The sequence below is a fragment of the Curtobacterium flaccumfaciens genome (assembly GCF_018598405.1).
GTDB classification, from domain to species: Bacteria; Actinomycetota; Actinomycetes; order Actinomycetales; family Microbacteriaceae; genus Curtobacterium; species Curtobacterium aurantiacum.
Map to the genome: position 1 here is coordinate 13,060 of NZ_JAHEWS010000024.1, position 16,959 is coordinate 30,018.

The 16,959-nt window shown below is 66.1% G+C and carries 20 protein-coding genes; 8 read left to right on the plus strand and 12 right to left on the minus strand.

The features are described from left to right. Positions 1-53 precede the first annotated feature (53 nt). Positions 54-1,151, minus strand: a complete 1,098-nt coding sequence (locus KK097_RS14120) for a type I restriction endonuclease (RefSeq protein WP_128781688.1) — start codon at positions 1,149-1,151, stop codon at positions 54-56. 629 nt (positions 1,152-1,780) lie between these two features. Between KK097_RS14120 and KK097_RS14125 the strand changes: the two genes are divergently transcribed. Further along, entirely contained in the window at positions 1,781-2,278 is a 498-nt protein-coding gene (locus KK097_RS14125; RefSeq protein WP_128781687.1) for a VanZ family protein, read from the plus strand. 202 nt (positions 2,279-2,480) lie between these two features. Here KK097_RS14125 and KK097_RS14130 read toward each other — a convergent pair whose 3' ends face one another. The 4 genes from KK097_RS14130 to KK097_RS18480 are packed head-to-tail and all read right to left on the minus strand — an operon-like array spanning position 2,481 to position 4,605. After that, entirely contained in the window at positions 2,481-3,041 is a 561-nt protein-coding gene (locus KK097_RS14130; RefSeq protein ID WP_241660493.1) for an RES family NAD+ phosphorylase, read from the minus strand. Positions 3,042-3,074: 33 nt separating this feature from the next. Continuing rightward, positions 3,075-3,443, minus strand: a complete 369-nt coding sequence (locus KK097_RS18745) for an SH3 domain-containing protein (RefSeq protein ID WP_128781686.1) — start codon at positions 3,441-3,443, stop codon at positions 3,075-3,077. 4 nt (positions 3,444-3,447) lie between these two features. Further along, complete coding sequence (locus KK097_RS14140) at positions 3,448-4,311, minus strand: DUF3592 domain-containing protein (RefSeq protein WP_128781685.1); 864 nt, start codon at positions 4,309-4,311, stop codon at positions 3,448-3,450. Between the two features lie 9 nt (positions 4,312-4,320). Beyond that, complete coding sequence (locus tag KK097_RS18480; RefSeq protein ID WP_128781684.1) at positions 4,321-4,605, minus strand: DUF4190 domain-containing protein; 285 nt, start codon at positions 4,603-4,605, stop codon at positions 4,321-4,323. 168 nt (positions 4,606-4,773) lie between these two features. Here KK097_RS18480 and KK097_RS14150 point away from each other — a divergent pair, with 168 nt between their 5' ends. Then, positions 4,774-4,941 carry a hypothetical protein gene (locus KK097_RS14150; RefSeq protein WP_181243046.1) on the plus strand — a complete coding sequence of 56 codons (168 nt, stop codon included), beginning with the start codon at positions 4,774-4,776 and terminating at the stop codon, positions 4,939-4,941. Beyond that, on the plus strand, positions 4,941-5,291 hold the full coding sequence (locus KK097_RS14155) for a hypothetical protein (RefSeq protein WP_128781683.1): 351 nt from the start codon (positions 4,941-4,943) through the stop codon (positions 5,289-5,291). Before KK097_RS14150 ends, KK097_RS14155 begins: the two co-directional genes overlap by 1 nt. A gap of 73 nt (positions 5,292-5,364) precedes the next feature. Here the strand turns inward: KK097_RS14155 and KK097_RS14160 are convergent, their stop codons facing one another. The 7 genes from KK097_RS14160 to KK097_RS14190 form a co-directional block, all read right to left on the minus strand. Continuing rightward, the gene (locus tag KK097_RS14160) at positions 5,365-6,726 is read right to left on the minus strand and encodes a PepSY-associated TM helix domain-containing protein (protein ID WP_232536686.1); all 1,362 of its coding nucleotides are present in this window, start codon (positions 6,724-6,726) and stop codon (positions 5,365-5,367) included. Between the two features lie 487 nt (positions 6,727-7,213). After that, complete coding sequence (locus tag KK097_RS14165) at positions 7,214-7,690, minus strand: inorganic diphosphatase (protein WP_128781681.1); 477 nt, start codon at positions 7,688-7,690, stop codon at positions 7,214-7,216. Between the two features lie 32 nt (positions 7,691-7,722). Next, entirely contained in the window at positions 7,723-8,253 is a 531-nt protein-coding gene (locus KK097_RS18750; RefSeq protein ID WP_232536685.1) for a fluoride efflux transporter FluC, read from the minus strand. Positions 8,254-8,706: 453 nt separating this feature from the next. Beyond that, the gene (locus KK097_RS14175; protein ID WP_128781680.1) at positions 8,707-8,877 is read right to left on the minus strand and encodes a CsbD family protein; all 171 of its coding nucleotides are present in this window, start codon (positions 8,875-8,877) and stop codon (positions 8,707-8,709) included. Positions 8,878-10,824: 1,947 nt separating this feature from the next. Further along, the gene (locus KK097_RS18755; RefSeq protein WP_175330760.1) at positions 10,825-11,766 is read right to left on the minus strand and encodes a helix-turn-helix transcriptional regulator; all 942 of its coding nucleotides are present in this window, start codon (positions 11,764-11,766) and stop codon (positions 10,825-10,827) included. 44 nt (positions 11,767-11,810) lie between these two features. Then, positions 11,811-11,957, minus strand: a complete 147-nt coding sequence (locus KK097_RS14185) for a hypothetical protein (protein WP_163343932.1) — start codon at positions 11,955-11,957, stop codon at positions 11,811-11,813. Between the two features lie 348 nt (positions 11,958-12,305). Further along, complete coding sequence (locus KK097_RS14190; RefSeq protein ID WP_128781678.1) at positions 12,306-12,830, minus strand: MarR family winged helix-turn-helix transcriptional regulator; 525 nt, start codon at positions 12,828-12,830, stop codon at positions 12,306-12,308. Positions 12,831-12,980: 150 nt separating this feature from the next. Here KK097_RS14190 and KK097_RS14195 point away from each other — a divergent pair, with 150 nt between their 5' ends. From KK097_RS14195 to KK097_RS14215, 5 genes are all read left to right on the plus strand, one after another. Beyond that, positions 12,981-13,292, plus strand: a complete 312-nt coding sequence (locus tag KK097_RS14195) for a hypothetical protein (protein ID WP_128781677.1) — start codon at positions 12,981-12,983, stop codon at positions 13,290-13,292. Between the two features lie 294 nt (positions 13,293-13,586). Next, positions 13,587-14,027: an MmyB family transcriptional regulator gene (locus KK097_RS14200; RefSeq protein WP_259411609.1), complete on the plus strand. Its 441-nt coding sequence runs from the start codon at positions 13,587-13,589 to the stop codon at positions 14,025-14,027. Positions 14,028-14,060: 33 nt separating this feature from the next. Beyond that, positions 14,061-14,840 (plus strand): alpha/beta fold hydrolase, encoded by a 780-nt coding sequence (locus tag KK097_RS14205; RefSeq protein WP_214545248.1) that lies wholly within the window; start codon positions 14,061-14,063, stop codon positions 14,838-14,840. Positions 14,841-15,055: 215 nt separating this feature from the next. Then, the gene (locus KK097_RS18835) at positions 15,056-15,208 is read left to right on the plus strand and encodes an RNA polymerase sigma factor (protein ID WP_367575485.1); all 153 of its coding nucleotides are present in this window, start codon (positions 15,056-15,058) and stop codon (positions 15,206-15,208) included. A gap of 103 nt (positions 15,209-15,311) precedes the next feature. Next, positions 15,312-16,364 carry a BLUF domain-containing protein gene (locus tag KK097_RS14215; RefSeq protein WP_128781674.1) on the plus strand — a complete coding sequence of 351 codons (1,053 nt, stop codon included), beginning with the start codon at positions 15,312-15,314 and terminating at the stop codon, positions 16,362-16,364. The last annotated feature ends 595 nt before the right edge of the window (positions 16,365-16,959 follow it).

Sequence of the window (16,959 nt, forward strand, 5' to 3'; positions counted from 1 at the left end):
TTGGGTGGGGCCGCTGAGGTCTGGCGGTTTCGGCAGGTCGGTAGGCACTGGAGTTACCCGGCGTGTTGGCGCACCGTGGCACGGATTGCTTCCGCGTGTTCGTAGATGCTGTCCATGCCATCGATGGGGTGTTTCGTCTCGACCTTGTTTTCGTTGAACAGGCCGAGGTACTTCTGCTTCTTGCCGTTGAACCACAGGCGGGCGATCGGCTTGCGGTTGTTGTCGTCGAGCAGCACGGCGAAGTACGACTTCTGGTCGCGATGCGCGATCCGATCCGGCTTGACCTCACTGCAGGCGATGGCCTTGACGATCTGGTAGCCCTCGAGCTCCTCGAGTGTTGTCTCGATCTCGGTGTCGCGGTCGAGGTCCTCCTCGGCCACAGCCGCGCTCGGGACCGTCTCTGCCGGCGCCTCAGCACCGATGGGCGCGCTGTACGAAGCACCGAGGGCAGTCTTCAACCGGTCGTTGACCTGCTCGTTGAGGAACTGCTTCGAGGCCTTCGCAACGAGCGCCGTGAACTGGGTCCGCGCCTCCTGCGTGAACCGGCCGTCGTAGACACGTGACGTGAAGAGCCGCACGAAGTCCTCTTCCGGCTCGCGGAACTGCGCGGCGATCGCTCGCTTGATCGAGCCGACGTACTTCAGTTCCTCAGCGGCGCTGATGACTGAGTCGAGGTCGAAGACGTCCTTCGTGAGCTTGCTCAGTTCGGGGAGCAGGGTCTCGTCGATGTCGGCGAGGTCCAGCACGAGGAACGGACGATCGTCCATCTTGTTCGGTGCGTCGAGGTCCGTGTAGAAGTTGTAGACCTCGCCGTTCGTCAGGACAGCGATCCGGGCGTTCGTGACGGAGAAGTAGCGGAACAGCTGCGACGCGTGCTCGATCTTCAGCGGCTCGGTCGACTTCTTGCACTCGATGAGGATCTGCACCTCGCCGTCGCGCATGATCGCGTAGTCGACCTTCTCGCCGCGCTTCACGCCGACGTCGGCGGTGAACTCGGGGACGACCTCCAGCGGGTTGAAGACGTCGTAGCCGAGGATCGTCGAGATGAACGGCATGACGAACGCGTTCTTCGTTGCTTCTTCGGTCTGGATGGCCTCGCGCTGGTTCTGCACCTTGGTCGCCAGCGCAGCGAGGCGTTCTTCGAACTCCACTGGTCCTCCTAGATCGGTCTCAGGCTAGTTGAGGAACCGTCCTATCTCCCGCCGCACGGCACCCCTATACAGGGGGCGAGGGCTGTCCCATTAGCCGGTCGTCCACCGATACGCGGCTTGCGCCGACAACCACGACAACTTGCCCGTGTGCTGCTTGACCTGGGGATTCCCGTATACCTGTCCCGCAAAAATGCCCGGTGAAGGTGCCCTAAGTGCTACAGGTCGAAGTCGTCTCTCGTGGTCCCGCGGGTCGATGGCGGATTGGCCGCGGGCGACGGAAGCCGACCGGTCGTGCAGCCCGGACACTCGGCACGGCCCGCGAGTGCGACCGGACACGTCGTCGCTGCCAAACCACCTGTCCTTATCGGTATTTCGGACACGTTGCGTGGCAGTCGGACAAGTTAGCTGGCGGACGACAGAGACAAGTTATTCGGCCGGCGACACTTCGGATCGCCGCTACTTCCACCCCTGCCGAGATGTTCCGAGAATGATTATTATCGGAACCGACACGGCAGCCGCGCGCAGTGCTGGCGCCGCTGTCCTCGCGCACACAACTTGCTCCTCCCCGCGGAGTCCGCACTGATGAATGTCTGGCCCATGCGCCTCGACCGAGAAAGTGACGGCCTCCGGTGATCTCCACGTTCCTCGTCGAACACGCGACCCTCGTCCGCATCGGCTTCTGGGTCGCCGTCGCGGCCGCTACCGTGCTCGCCTGGGTCCTGCACTGGTTCCGGCTTCGGCGTGTCCTCCTCTGCCTCTCGGCTGTCGCACTCGTTGCGGTGCTCGTCCTGACCCTGCTGCCCGATGGGGCTCGGCCCGGCGGTGCCACCTGCACCGCGCAGTTCAGCGTCCCGTTCCAGGGCATCGACACGCTCGCCAACGTTGCGATGCTGCTGCCGCTCGTGCTCTTCCTCGGGACGGCGACGAACCGGCCGCTTACCGTCCTCGCCGGTGCGGTCGCCCTCTCCGCAGTCATCGAACTCGTTCAGGCCCTCGCGCCCGTTCTCGGTCGCCGGTGCGACACGAACGATTGGTTCATGAACTCCGTCGGAGCGGTCCTGGGAGCGGTCATCGCTCTCGTCATCTGCGCGATCATCCGGCGCGGCAGGACCACCGCGGTCTCGTAACGAGTCACTGACCACCAGCGGTGCACCCGATCCGCGATCGGTGTGCTACTAGAGATCAAAGCGCGATGTGCGCGTGCTCACCGGCAATGCTGAGGATGATGAACTCCTCGGCTGTCTGACCGCCGACCCAGGGCGGATTTCCGGCGCCGCGCTCGGTGCCGTCCCGTCATTGCTCCCGGCGGGACGTGCTCGGTGCCGTCAGTTACTGACTGCGGTCTCGAAGGTGCGCGGTGGGGGAGTCCGGTGCGTTCCAGCGGAAGAGGACGAGGTGCCAGAGGTCGGGTCGTCTCCGCGAGGGATCGATCAGACCGTTCGCGCCGGCCTGGACGAGACGGTCGCGCACCGACCATGACGACGGCGTCCCACCGGCTGCAGCGACGTGCTGCCAGGGCGCCATCGCGTCGGCGAGGTCGATGCCGAGCTTCGCGAGGGCGGTCGGGTCTCGAAGGTCGACGATGCCGACTGCTTTGACATCGATCTCGACGATCTCGAGTGCGCTTGCCCTGGCGTTCCTGTGGGCGATCAGCGCTGCGTCGACGCCTTCGACCGAGGAACTCAGGTACAGGGTGGGTTCATCCGCTCGTGAGTAACGGCCGGCGGTGCGTGACCCGGCGAGTGCGAACTGGCGAAAGCGCGGGTCGATTGCCCGGTAGAACGTGCCACGGACTTCCGGCGCGACGACGGTGTCGGGACTGTTCATGTCTGCAGCCTCGCACGAGCCGGCGCGTGCTGTCCGCATTCCTGGCAACTGTGCGAACGGCACTGTTGGCGGGAGGCGTTGGTGACGTCGCATGCGTCAGTCGAGGGTGAGTGCCCGGTGGGGGAGCCACCCCTCGCGCCCGTCGGCGTTGCGACACCACGCCCAGCCGCTCTCCGGATCGTCCACAACGAGTTGGACCGTTTCCCCTTCGGAAGCGGGGAGCTCCTGGGTGTCGTACGCCGTCCGCATCGTGGGCGGTGAGCTGGTCGTATCGACGTGGCGGGCGGGAACCCACCCACGTCCCCGGTCGGCGGTGACGAACACGAACGCTGGCCATTCGGTGTCTCGGGTCCCGACCGTGATGGTGTCCCCGACCTCGAACCGGTGCGGGGCTCGCTCCGGAACCGAGTGATCGGCACGAACTCTGCAGTAGGTCGGGAGCGGCGGATGAGGTGTGTGCTGCATGTCGTCACATCCCGGGCCGGAGGTAATCGTCCGGGTTGTCGCCACCGGTCACGGCCGCGAAGATCGACTTCTTATCCGCTGGGTGCGTGGGGTCGTAGAGGACGGTGATGGTCGCACCGATCGTCGGGGCCGACCCGTGTGGGAATCCGTTGGTGCGCTCGACCCATCGCGTCTGGCCGGCGCTGTCGGTGAAGGTGAAGGTCCACCGGATGAGTGTGAGCGCTGCATCCGGGGTTGTTGTACCGCTCACAGCGGTCACGGTGCCCGGGGTTCGGCGTCCAGCGGAGAGGAGTTCGGTAACGCGGCCACGTCGGTCGCGTTGCCCGCGGCGGCCGGTGGCGCCGAGTAGCAGTGCAGCGATTGCCAGCATGGTGAACAAGGCGGGGAGCCACCAGGCCGACGCGTACCAGACCCATGCGCCGAATCCCCATGCCGTGTCTTGGCCGAACTCCGGGTCGACGGCGGTACCGACGCGGTCGGGTGCGGGCCAGAGCGCGGTGGTTGTCCACCACAGTCCAGCCGCGGCACCGATCAGCCAGAGGCTTCCCGGACCGATGCCGGCGAAGTCAGCTGACCTGCCGGTGAAGCGGTGGTTCCATCTCGAGTAGATCGCTGTAGCGATCATGGATCCGAAGATGGCTGTCGGTGCTGCCCACCAGGGATGGTCCGGGTCAGGGGAGTGCGAGAAGACACTGTTGAGGTGCATCTCCCGGAACACTCCGGTGAACGATCCGATCGCGTAGCCGGAGACGGAACCTGCTCCGAGGACGAGGACCGCGCCGACCAGCGTCATCATCAGAGCAGTGGTGCTGCCGCGAAGGCGAGCAGCGCGGTCCCGTTTCGCGGCGGACGGATCAGTGGTGCTCATTGGCGGCGATCAGTACGTGGTCGGCGTCGACGATCCGGCCACGGCGAGGGCGATGATCAGGATCACGTACAGCGCCGTGATGATTCCACCGACGATCACCGCTCCCAACGCGAGCCCCCGGCCGTTCTCGCCACGAGACTTCACCTGCGACAGTGCGATGAAGCCCAAGACGAAGCCGATGAGTGGGGCGACGAAGGCCAGGACGAGCGACACGATCGCGAGCGTGTTCGTCCGCGGCGCAGCGGAGTACGGGGCGGCTGAGGGGTGCTGGGTGGTGGGCTGCTGAAAAGTCACGGCCAGGACCGTATCTCATATCTATTTATTGCGTGAACCGTCTCAAAATTCGATCTCGGCAGCCGCCGCCGCATTTTGTAAGCGCTTCCATTCACAAAGGGCGAGCCGTTACCCTCGTCGCGATGGAGCGCGGGGAGCGTGCTCCCCGACACGGCGAGGGTAGGACCCATGGGGCTGATGGACAAGTACAAGGCGCTCTTCACGGGGCCAGCGATTGACGTCGCGTCCGAAATCGGCAGGTTGCTCCCTGACGGGGACCGTGTGCTGGTCTACTGCCAGGTGATCCCGAGTGGTTTCAAGCGCGGCGGGGTGGCGTCGGCGTCGACGGCCGGCTGATGAATCTGGTGACGTCGGCGGTCGAGACGGCCGTGTCGCGGTCGCAGCACATCGGCGGCGAAGACGGCTCGACGGCACGGAGTCTGCCGAACGAGGCCGGGCCGTACCTCTTGGTCATCAGCGAGCAGAACCTGTCGATGTGGGATCTTGGGATGACGGGGAACCAGCTGCCGGCCGAGCACCTCGTGACTGTTCCGCGGTCACAAGTGGCCTCGATCGTCGATACCGGCAAGACGGCGCAGGGTGGTGTTCCCGTTGCGCGGTTCACCTTTGCTGACGGCTCGTTCACGGACCAGCGGCTGATCAGCAAGCCTGGGCCGGAGTTCTGGACAGTCGCCTCGACCGTCTGAAGACGCACGCGGAAGGCTCCGTCCTCATGAGTTGAGGGCCTCGAGGTGGCAGTCGCCGGATCCTTCAGTGGCCTCAGCTGCGTCGGGCGTGGTACGTCACCATGAGGGCGTCGACGACCACGAATGCGAGCAGGCTCACGCCGAACGTTGGGAGGACGAGGCTGATCTCGACGGCGACGACGATCACTGCAGCCGTTCCCCACCATGGTGCCCGTGCGAGGGCGCCGGCAGCCGGGGCGCGGCCGAAGCGGCTACCTGCCGGTAGACGCTTCCACCACATGGCGTAGCCGAAGACGACCATGGCCGCGATCCCGAGCGCGGTGCCGAAGAGCAGGATCTGGTTCGGCAGTCCCCACATGGTGCCCATGTGGGTGTCGATGCCCCACCGAGCAAGCTTTGCGGGGATCGAGTAGGAGCTGAAGTCGGTGCGGGACACCACGGACATGTCGTTCGGATCGATCGCGACGGAGGACACCGCGGTGGGGTATGACCGTTTGATCTCGGCGACAGTCCAGGCCTGGTCCGCGGTTGCGGGCGCGGTGATCTGGACCTCCCCGGCATGGATGTTGACCGTCCTGGCCTTGGCGAGGACCTCGTCGAAAAGCGACGCAGTGACCGTCGCAGGACCGGTGTTGCCCGCGACCTCCGCGCCGCCGTGGTGGGCGCTGTGCTCGCCTCCAGGCGTGGTGGGATGTTCAGACAGGGTCGTCGTCAACGACGGGGTGCCCCAACCCCACGCCGCTCGGAGCGAATCGACGTTCGCCCCGCCGAACTGTGACCAGGTGATCCCCGTTGCGGACAGGAACAGGGCGCCGAGCAGCAGCCAGATTCCGGTCGACGCATGCCAAGAGAAGAGCCGGCGGTACCCGCGGACACCGCGGGCGGGACGGACGAGATCTCGCTTCGCGCGTGCTCGCCGGATCCGGGCGATCCACAGCCCGAGCCCGGCCAGGGCGACGACGCCCAACCACGATGCTGCGGTCTCGCTGTAGAGGCGACCGGCATCGCCCAAGAACAGCGACCGGTGGAACGTGTCCACCCATGTTCGGAACGGCAGCGCACCAGAGGTCCCGTAGACGAGGAGGTCACCACGCACCTCGGCCGTGCCGGAATCGATGAAGATCGCACGCGACTGCGATTCGAGGAGCCCGTCCTCGGCGTACATCACACGCGTCGTTGCTCCCGGTGCCGGTGCCGGTCGAACAGCGGACAGCGAGTCTTCCGGGTGGTGGCGGTTGATGTACGCCTGCGCGGCATCGATCTGGTCTGCGAGCGGGAGCGGTGCGGCGCTCGAGGGTGCCGTCAGCTCATGCTTGTCGACGATCTGCTCGATCGAGGGGCCGAGGGCGTACGCGGCACCGGAGAGCGCGGCGATCAGGATGAACGGTCCGATGAACAGCCCTGCGGTGAAGTGCAGCCGCAGCAGGAGCTGCATGAACCAACCCCGGGACGCCTCCCGTCCGGGTCGAATCGGTGTCGCAGTCGACGGGTTGACGGGACGATCGTCTACGGCGGTCATCGAGTCCTCGCGCTGGTTCAAGATCGCGCACGGTGCACGACAGAAGGCACTCTACAACTTGTAGAAGTGATCCGCCGGAGGCGGGCGCGTCGACGACGGGACCGTGTCGCTGCCATCGTCCGTGCGGTACGACTGCGATGCGGCGCGCATGGGCAATGAGCTGCGTTCGAAGGCGAGCTCGATAGTGACTTGGACAGCCGGGGGAGCCGCGGGAATCGAGGATGCGGGCACCGTGCACGGCGTCGGTGACGACGGGGTGGTCGTAGTGGGCAATGTATTCGCCCTGATGGGCTCCGTGGTTGGGAGGGGAAGAGCCGCGGGGAGGCGGAGGGGACGACCTGCTGGCGATCACTCAGCGCCAGTGCCTCCCCGCGGCGGTCTATGGGACACCCTGGCGCGTGGCCTAGGGGTGTGGTGTGTGGGCTTCTTGCGCGCTCCGGATGGCGGCTTCGGCGGCGGTCCGGTCGGCCCACCCGTTGGTGGTGACGTGCTTGCCGTGCTCGAGTTCCTTGTAGTGGGCGAAGAAGTGCTCGATCTCCGCGAGAGTGTGCTTGGGCACGTCGCCGATGTCCTGCACGGCAGCGAACCGGTCATCGTTGGCGGGGACCGTGAGGATCTTGTCGTCGCCGCCGTTCTCGTCGACCATGCGCAGCATCCCCACCGGACGGACGTCGATCACGACGCCGGGGAACGTCGGGCAGGGCAGGAGCACGAGGGGGTCGCCGTCGTCGTCGAGGGTGTTGTCGATGGAGCCGTAGTCCTGGGGGAACACCATGCTGGTGAACACGGCCCGGTCGAGGCGGATGCGACCGGTGGTGTGGTCGACTTCGTACTTGTTGCCGCTGCCGCGCGGGATCTCGATCGTGACGTCGAACTGCATGGGAGCCTCCGGGTGGGGAGCTGGTGTGGTGGTCATAGGGTGCCGCCGAGGAGAACGCCGGCGGTCGCTGCGGCGACGGAGACGATGAGCATCCCGAGACCGTTGGCGGCTGCGGCGGTGATCCGGCCGCTGCGGGCGAGGCGGACGGTTTCGAAGCTGGCGGTGCTGAACGTGGTGTAGCCGCCCATCACCCCGGTGCCGAGGACCGCGACCGGCACCGCGCCGCGCTCCTCTGCAACTGAGGCCAGCGCGCGCGCGGGATCGCCCGCCTTCGTCAGTACCGAGGCCTGGACTGACCGGGCCGAGGCGATCTCATCGATGACGGCCCGATCAGCGTCAGGGAGGTCCACCGGCCGGGCGTCCGGCGTGTCCGGATCGATCGGTTCGATGATCTCGGACCCGTCCGCCCGACTCCCGGCAGACAGCAGCGCGGGGTCGACCATCACGCAAACGAGGGGAACCTTGAAGCGTTCTGCGATTTCCGCTGCGACCGTCACAATGTCGCGCACTCGCCCTGCCTGCACACCGACAACGACCGCGCCAGCTGATGCTGCTTGTTCCATGTCGTCTCCCTACCTCAGGCGCGCAGAAGCGCGACCAGCTGAGATAGGGACTGTTGTCGACGAGTGTCGAGGTTGGGTCCGGCAAGCCCCACTGCCGGGTCTGACGAAATGATCAGTATGCACCCAACCTCGACAGCGTGACCGCACGCCGGGGCATCTCGACCGTCCCGACCCCTGCACGATTCAGGAAGCGTGCAGGGTGCGCGTCTGAGCGGCAGTGTTGCCCCTGGCCCGCGACCCGATTCCAACGATTTGCACGACTGGGGAGCGACGCACACACGCTGTCTCGAGGGCCCGCGGGCGCTCGCGTCCTCTACACGTGGCTTGCGAGGCGAGTCCGTTTCGACCGGCTCAACACCACCGAGAGAGCCGGCTGCGGCAGTGGACGTCAAAGAGCGAAACGCTGATGGCCCGCCTCCTGTTCGAGGACGGGCCATCAGTTGGTGCGCGGTGCTACTTGAACACGTCCTTGACGTCTTCGCCGACCTTCTTCGTCGACGCAGCCGCCTGGTCCTTCTGCCCCTCAGCCTTCAGGCTGTCATCGCCCTTGTGATCGCCAACGGCTTCCTTCGCCTTGCCAGCGACATCCTGCGCGGCATTCTTGATCTTGTCGTCGAGTCCCATACTCATCTCCTCCGTCGTCCGCACACCACCTGCGCGTGACCCGAAGATACGCACGCCGTTTTGCGTCGCTCGCAGCCCGCCTCCAGGGGGCGACTTCCTCCCCCTCGCGCAGCCGCAACTTAGCCACGAAACCACGCCCGTGCCTGGTCTCCGATCCACATCAAGGCCGAAGGGTCAGCACGCAACTGAGCGCAGAACGTCGGCTCAGCGGAAGATCAACGCGGCACCGGTGAGACCGAGCGCAACAGCGGCCAACACGACCAGACCTGCCCATTCCCAGGACATGAGACGCCGCGCCCCGCTCGGAGACCGCCGCCGTCGGCGCGACCGTTGGCCCGAACGTTTCGCTGTCATCACCCGCACCGTACGCCACTGCGGACCCGAACCCCTGACCGCGGCCACACCCCTCACGCCTCGACGCGAGCGCCTTGAGAACTGTCACCAGCCCCGAGTGAACTTAGCCAGAGGAATGCAGTCAGCGCTGATGGGCCCGGAACAGCGGGCCGCGATGGCGATGCAAGCCCCCCTTAGGCGCCAACATCGCCACCGCAGTCCCCACCATCAACGATGGCAAGTTCGAACCCAGGAGCTCGCTCAAACCGAATCCGCACCTCGAAGGTAGCCATCTTCACGTGAAGGCGAAAGGTCCTTCCGGTCAGAGTCCACGATTCCTTCACAGACCCACACGAAATCCTCATCCGAGATCTGGCGTCCAGAGTCCATCCGAGAGTTCCATCGATCGGGTGAGATCATCACTGTCCTCTCCCTGGTGCTGATCAGCGCCGCAGTCGCCGCAACTCCGTCGACGTCCTCAGCCTACTGATGACGTGCGCGAGCACGACTGATCAGTCTGCAGCTCGACGCGGCGACGTCTCCCGGCCGCGAGGAAGCGATGTTGCACGTGCGCCCGCGTCCGGCGTTGCCTTCCTAGTCATCCGTGGTGAGCCGCCGGCCCGCTAGGCCGTGTGTAGAACGTCACACGAGGGCGTCAAGCAAACTCACTCCGAATGCAGGGCGGACGAGGCCAATTCCGACGACGACCAACGCTGCTGCCGCGCCCCGCCATGGTGCACGATCGAGCGCACCGGCCGCCGGTGCGCTGCTGGATGCGGTCACCTCACGAAGAGAGCCGTCGCTGAGCGCTCCTACCACCAGTACGAGGACGAGTCCGACCGATCCCGCCAAAGACGACAGGCCCCGCGGGTGTAGCCAAACGCCTGCGCTGGCAGAGTGCAGAAGCGCCCCCGCGTCAAACCCGAATTGACACGACGGCGCTTCCTGCGACGACGGTAACCGATGCACCCGCACGCAGGCTGAGTCGCCGAGCCAGCGGATGCCCATCTTGGGCCACAGCGAAAGTTGACCGCTGGGCAGTAGACCGCTTTGTCCGCCCGGCGCAGCAATACGCGGTCCATACGGATCAGGCGTTGAGTCAAAGTAAGCGGGCGCCTGTCGCTGGTTCGGGTCGGGGACAGACGCCCGCAGCTACGGCGTCGTCGGGTTCAACGCTGAAGGTGAAGACGATGACCCACTCGGCCCGGCCGAGTGACCACAGGCTAGGGACCGTGGTGCAGCAGAGGTGATCATATTCCGCACCACGGCGATCGTCCGGCGTGCTGCGGAGAGCGGCTAGCGGCGCCACGTTCGTGCTTTCCCAGCGCCGTGACTCCATACCGGGTGCGTTCCGCTGCCGTCCGCGGACGCCCTGATGCGTCACGTCGCAGCGCTTGCGGTGGGGCGAGCCGGCAAGGTCGTGGATGTCCCAACGGACGAAAACGAGGGCGGCCCCAGGTGCGCGTCGCTCCTTCCGGAGGCCCGGTGTACGGATGCTCGCGATGCGTGTGCCGGATGACGAGCTTGAGGAGGAGACGCGGCTTCATGGCGAACCTCACGGATCGGATGCGAGCTGCACTCGCGAGATGAGCCCCCGTCGTACGGATGCAGCGGTCAGCGAACGCGTGCGCGTGCAGCGCGGAGCGTCTGCCTGGGATACTCGCCGAACTCAGCGATGTAGGAGGCAGAGAAGCGTCCCATGTGGTGGAAGCCCCACCGCTCTGCGACAGCTGCGACGAAAACGCCGTCGTGTTGTACCGCGGCCTGCAGCTCCTCGTGCGTGCGGCGGAGGCGCGTGTCGCGGAGATACCCCATCGGGGTTGTCCCGAGGGAGCGTTGGAACGTTTCCTGCACGCCGCGGACGCTGAGATCGCAAGCCCGAGCGATGTCGACGACGGTCAGCGGTTCCTGAGCGTGCGTCTGGATGTATTCGATCGCGGTCCGGAGGCGCCGGCTGCTGGTGCGCGTAGACCCGATCGGGAACCTGTTGGCCTGCAGCGGATACAGCTGCAGGAGAGCCCGAGCGACGTCACGTTGCGCCTCGTGCCAGGGCAGCGAGCTCACGCCGCTTCCCCGCAGGACGCGCATTGCATCCGTCACCGCGCCGCGCCACCGCGCTATCGCGCTGGCATCGTCCTGGGCAGCGGCAGACTGGAACGCGAGCGAGCCGTCAACGACGTAACCCTCCGACGCAACGTCGAGCACAAGATCGCGACTGAGGTGGACCAGCCGTTGGTCCCAGTCCTCATATTCCATCTCGAAGCGACGCTCAACGGGGAACATGGTGGGCACCCCTGGCCGCATCTGGATCTCGTCCCGGCCGATGTCAACGCGGGCACTGCCCTGCTCTAACCACTGCACAACGATCTCGCCTTCGACCGCGACGTCGCCGCGGAGGTAGCCGTGCATCTGTGAGCGGCGGATGCTGAGCTGCTCATCGCCCACGGCGACGTACTTGTACCAGTAGTCCTGGTCGACGGGACGGGAGTACCACGTCTTGCCGGCATACATGCCCGCCAAAGAGGCAATCGCGGTGTCGGTGTCACGGCCGGACACTGCGACCAGCGGCTGCAGAAGTGCAGACGAGGTGCAGTCCTCAGTCACAGCTGCCCCGCGATCGTGTCGAGACCTCTGGCCCGGAAGACCAGCTTGTCGCGAAGGACGAACGACGGTCGACGCCGCGTCGCGCAGTTCGTTTCGAGAATGTGCGGCGCTGCCGCGATGCAGGTGCGTGTTTCGGTGGTCACGAAGACCTACTTCCATGAGGCGATGGATGCCTCTGGCTGCCGACCGGTCCGCTGTGTGCCGAGGGTCCCGCAGAACGCGGAAGCTATCAAGGCGACGGACTGCCAACTCGGCCGGTGATTCCACGCTACTCAGCGACTGTGTGTGGTTTCGGGATCCGCGCAATCCGTCCCTCGGAACCGCGGCACCGCGTTGGTGGCGGCAATACGGTGGACGATATCTGGCACTGTCCCCGTCCGAACGCAAGTCACGAGTCGCACCGCATAGCGCGGGTAGCTCGCGTCACGGCGGGGACGGGCCAGCACCTACGGAGCTGGCAGACGCGGCTCAAGAGCCCAACGTCACACCTGTTAGACGACGGTCCGGGTGCCGATCGTTGACAGCTCAGCGCGCAACGCTTCAGCGAGACGGGATGCGAAGCGTTGCACTGCAACTGCTTCCTCGGCGCTGAGCGCGTTGATGGCGGCAAGCAGCGGCGCGTGAATATGCCCGTAGGCACGCGCGAGTTCATCTTCAGCAGCACCAGTGGTGGCGATGATGATGCCGCGGCGATCCTTCGGGTTCGGCTGTCGTTCCGCCCGCCCGTCGCGCACGAGCCGATCGATGAGCTTCGTAATCCCGGCCGTAGAGAGACGCAATGCTCGCGCCAGCTGCGTCGCGTTCACGAGCCGACCCTCCCGCCGCTCAACGATGAGGTGCCGCAGGGCAAGGGCATCGATCGGCAACATCCCAAGCTCGCGAAGGGCCTCACCGTCGGCATCGTGGACGCTGTCGCGCAACGCCTGCAGGCTCGCGATCGCAGCAGCGCCCTCGGTAGTCCGAGGCGGCTCAGGGAAGAAGGCAGGCGTGCTACCTGGGTGACTCTCGTTGCTCATGTCCGCCGCGCTCCGTCCATCGTTCCGTGGATAATGCCATCCTTCCCGGCGCACCTGAGAACTCAAACTGGGCGAGTAACCAGCCGAGCGAGACAACGCTTCGAGTCATGACGTCACCGATGCTCGGTGGCGGAGATCAGAAGGAGCCCCATGTCGAACACGGCAGGAAACACCGCACGCCACGACTCGGTCGTGCGTGCCACCTGGAACGAGACCAAGTCCGCGCTCAAGACCACGGAGTTCTACGCCTGGCTGGTCGTGTCCATCGCGATCCTTGTCGCGTCGGCCGTCGTGGACAACGCGGACGAGGGCCACACCGGCTTCGGCGCGGACCAGGCCTGGCTGTACGTCGCGATCGTGACGGCCGCCTACGTCGTCAGCCGTGGCATCGCGAAGTCCGGTGTGCGCAAGCCCGACTGGAACGACGACGACCGACGCGACCTCAACGGCCGCTCGAACTAACCACCGAGCGTGATGTTCGCCCTTCCCTGAACGGGCGAATCACGGATGAGCTGCTGCTTGTCAATACCGAAGTGGTGACCGACCCGGACAGTGGGCCGTTCCGATTCCATGCGGAGCGGCCCACGCTCATACCCCCGCAACGCCAGGATGTTGCTTACCGGAGGAGAGGGGTTGCGGGAGCTTCTGGCAAGCGACGGGTTGCGTTGGTGCCCGGAATCCGGCCAGCACTCACTCGAAGAGCAGCGGGCCGGGCCGATCAGATCCGGCTTGCACCGTAGATTCGAAGCCGAGCTGGTGTCGGTTGTGTCTCCCGCCACAGCATCGCCGTATTGCGCGCAGATCGTGCTCGGCGCGCTCATCGCGGCAGGGCTGGACAACGTCACCAACGTTCCCGCGGTGATCCGCAACGGACGCGGTGACATCCTCGCCACGAACGAGCTCGGCCGGGCCCTGTTCTCCGAGATGTACGTGCAGCCGGCACGGCCGGTGAACCACGCCCGGTTCATCTTCCTCGACCACCGGTCGCACCGCTTCTACCCCGAGTGGGACAACACCGCAGCCGACATGGTCGCCATGCTCCGCGACGAGGCCGGCCGGAACCCCTACGACCGGGCCGTGAGCGGCCTCGTCGGGGAACTGTCTACCCGGAGCGATGAGTTCCGCATCCTGTGGGCGGCGCAGAACGTCGTCCGCCCGGCGCAGCACCTGCGCCGAGGCTCTTCTGCGTCTCGATAGCCGATCGGTACGGGCAGCTCATAGGCTTGCTGGGTGATCGCGCAAGTTCTTGGTTCTGGTCGCCCGCTCGTCGCCCTTCACGGGTTTGGTGTCGACCACCGGATCATGCTGCCGCTGGCGGACGCGGTGCAGGACCTGCCTTGGCGGCTGGTGTTCCTCGACCTGCCGTGGGCCGGAGCCGCCGCGGCGACCGCGACCGCGAAGAGCGCGGTCGACGTGGCCGACGAGGTACTCGTCGACATCGACGCCCACCTCGGGGACGAGCCCTTCGCCGTCATCGGGAACTCTTTCGGCGGCATGATCGCCCGACACGTCGCGCACGAACGCCGAGACCAGGTGCTCGGCGTCGCGACCTTGGCGGGTGTCGTGCATCCTGCCCACGCAGACCGTGACGTCCCCAAGCGCACCGTGCTGTACACCGAACCGTCCGTCCTCGAAGCCGCTGGCGACGCGCGAGAAGCATTCGAGGAGGTCAGCGTTATCCAGGACGCCGCCGCGTTCACGGCGTTCGAGCGGTACGTGCTGCCCGGTCTCCGTGGCGCCGACCCTGCTGTGATGGACCGCATCGCCGCCGACTACGCACTGGACGCGGTGCCGGAGGAGCTCCACTCGGAACCGTTCACCGCTCCGGCCCTGCACCTGTTTGGTCGGCAGGACGACGTCGTCGGGTACGAGGACGGGCTCGCGCTCCGGGACCACTACCCGCGTGGCAGCTTCGTCGTCCTCGACGGTGCTGGACACAACGTGCACCTCGAGCGACCCGGGATCACCGCCGCTCTGGTCCGCGACTGGCTCGCGCGGATCGACCGGTAGCCGATCGGCCAACGGGACATCTTCGTCGCCTTGAGTGGGCATGCGAGCCGTAGCTATCGCGGCAGCCACCGACGAAAACGGAACTCTTCCGGCAGGATCGGGCAATACCTACTGTGCCTAGTCATCACCCCCCGCCTGAAGCCGCTGCTTAGCTCGGTCGTCAGTTCGACCAGCACGGCCGCCGCATCCTGCTCTACCTCGCGCGCCGAACTGACCTGCAGAGCGCCGAGGACATCCTGGGCGAGACGTTCGTCACCGCACTCGTCCGGTGGGGATCGTTCGACCCGGACCGGCAGGAGCCGCTGCCGTGGCTGTTCGGTATCGCTTCGAACCTGCTTCATCGACACTGGTCCGCGCGATCTTCGTGAGCGCGATGCGTCTGTCTCCAGTCGGTCGGGGGTTGTGAGCATCTCGATGGGGCGGTTCACTCGAAGGTGCACCGAGTTCCGGCGGTAAGGGAGACCAGCACTGATGCGTTCGATCGTCTACACCAGCACGCAGACCCGTCCGATCACGGACACCGAACTCGCACAGATCCTCGCGGTGGGGCGGGAGAAGAACACCGCCCTGGGGGTGACCGGGGTCCTCGCGCACAAGGGTGACAACTGCTTGGGGATCCTCGAGGGCGATGACGAGGTCGTGGGTGCCCGTTTCGACCAGGTTCGCCGTGATCCTCGCCACACCAACGTGCGTGTCCTGCTGGACGAGCCCATCGGGCAGCGGGCGTTCCCGGACTGGTCGATGGCGTTCCAGCCCCTGGACCCGCTGATGCAGCAGGTTCCTGGGTTCAGCGACTTGTTCGCCCCCGGCCAGCCATCGGATCCGGATTTCGGCATGACGCGTGCTCGGGGGCTGCTGGACTGGTTCCGGCGGCACCCGCTGGCGCCGTTGACCAGCAAGACCGCGGACGAGGATGAAGCGCCCCGCACGCGTGCGATCAATGGGGCGATCATCGCCCTGCACGACGGGGGAGTGACTCGGTTCAGCCTCGAGGTCGCCGCGACGCACGCGGGGATGAGCGTGGCTGAAGTGCTCGAGGTGTTCCCGACGGATCGCGCGTTGCTGGCTGCGACGGTCGAGCGGTGGACCCAGGCGATCTCCGAGCCGTTGGCGCCGTTGATCGCGGAGAAGGGCACCGTCGCGTTCATGCACGCACTCCTGACAGCGCACGCGGAGGAGCCGGCGCTGATGGAACTCCTCGCAGCCAGCCTCGCGACCGCCGCCGACGCGACCGTCGACGGAGCGGACTACTACCGCTCCACCTACCGCCGATTCCGGCAGATGATCCGTGACGGACTCACTTCGGATGTTCGGGAGGGACGGGAGCCGGCGACGATGGATCCGATCCGGGGCGCGCAGCAGCTTCTCGCCCTCTACGACGGGCTCCGCCTGCAGTCGCTGCTGACGGCGGACACTGACCTCGTGGACGCGTTCGACCGCGCAGCAACCCGGATGCGCCGCGGCTGGTCCGAGCAGTACGAGCAGCCGTCCTTCTGGGACATCCCCGTCGCTGACCCTCGATAGGGAAGCAGCACCCGGATCCGGATCGGCGGACCACGGGTACCGCCCGAACCCCTCCGTGCGATCAGAGAGCACGGCGCGGCTCTTCCCCGGTAACCAGCCGGAGCACAACCAGTATGCGGCTGTTCCGCCCCTGTCGATGTCCTCACTTCAGCCGTCTTGCGCGAGTTCAGCCACTCCGGCAAGGTAAGAGTTGCGTGATCAGTTCGGGTCTGATCACGCAAACCGGGGTGCCGGCTCTGGATCAGAGCCGGCACCCCGCATTTCCGCGACGGCCTCGCCGACCTGTCTGCTGCTATGTGGATCAATTTATGACCGATCTTCGACGTGGATGTGGAGTCTCGGTACGGTGTTGCTCGGCTGACCATGTGCGCTGACCGAATGGTCGGTTGCAACTATGGGGCCAGCCCCGGCTGCGTGCCGGATGCCTAAGGGGGCGGCACGCCTCCATGCGCCTGGGGCCGCTCAGGGGGGACGCGGAGCGACCCGAACGCTTCGCGTTCCCCACTGACATGTCCCGCTACCGCACTCTGCCGGAAGTCCTCGATTTTTGATCACGTTCGGGGTTAGCGTTCCCGCAACCCGGTTCGAGCATGCT

Excerpts from the sequence above, each read along its gene's own strand:
- KK097_RS18745 (WP_128781686.1), bottom strand. The coding sequence starts at position 3,443 with ATGCAGCACACACCTCATCCGCCGCTCCCGACCTACTGCAGAGTTCGT.
- KK097_RS14140 (WP_128781685.1), bottom strand. The coding sequence starts at position 4,311 with ATGAGCACCACTGATCCGTCCGCCGCGAAACGGGACCGCGCTGCTCGC.
- KK097_RS14150 (WP_181243046.1), top strand. The coding sequence starts at position 4,774 with ATGGGGCTGATGGACAAGTACAAGGCGCTCTTCACGGGGCCAGCGATT.
- KK097_RS14155 (WP_128781683.1), top strand. The coding sequence starts at position 4,941 with ATGAATCTGGTGACGTCGGCGGTCGAGACGGCCGTGTCGCGGTCGCAG.
- KK097_RS14160 (WP_232536686.1), bottom strand. The coding sequence starts at position 6,726 with ATGCAGCTCCTGCTGCGGCTGCACTTCACCGCAGGGCTGTTCATCGGA.
- KK097_RS14165 (WP_128781681.1), bottom strand. The coding sequence starts at position 7,690 with ATGCAGTTCGACGTCACGATCGAGATCCCGCGCGGCAGCGGCAACAAG.
- KK097_RS18750 (WP_232536685.1), bottom strand. The coding sequence starts at position 8,253 with ATGGAACAAGCAGCATCAGCTGGCGCGGTCGTTGTCGGTGTGCAGGCA.
- KK097_RS14175 (WP_128781680.1), bottom strand. The coding sequence starts at position 8,877 with ATGGGACTCGACGACAAGATCAAGAATGCCGCGCAGGATGTCGCTGGC.
- KK097_RS14190 (WP_128781678.1), bottom strand. The coding sequence starts at position 12,830 with ATGAGCAACGAGAGTCACCCAGGTAGCACGCCTGCCTTCTTCCCTGAG.
- KK097_RS14195 (WP_128781677.1), top strand. The coding sequence starts at position 12,981 with ATGTCGAACACGGCAGGAAACACCGCACGCCACGACTCGGTCGTGCGT.
- KK097_RS14215 (WP_128781674.1), top strand. The coding sequence starts at position 15,312 with ATGCGTTCGATCGTCTACACCAGCACGCAGACCCGTCCGATCACGGAC.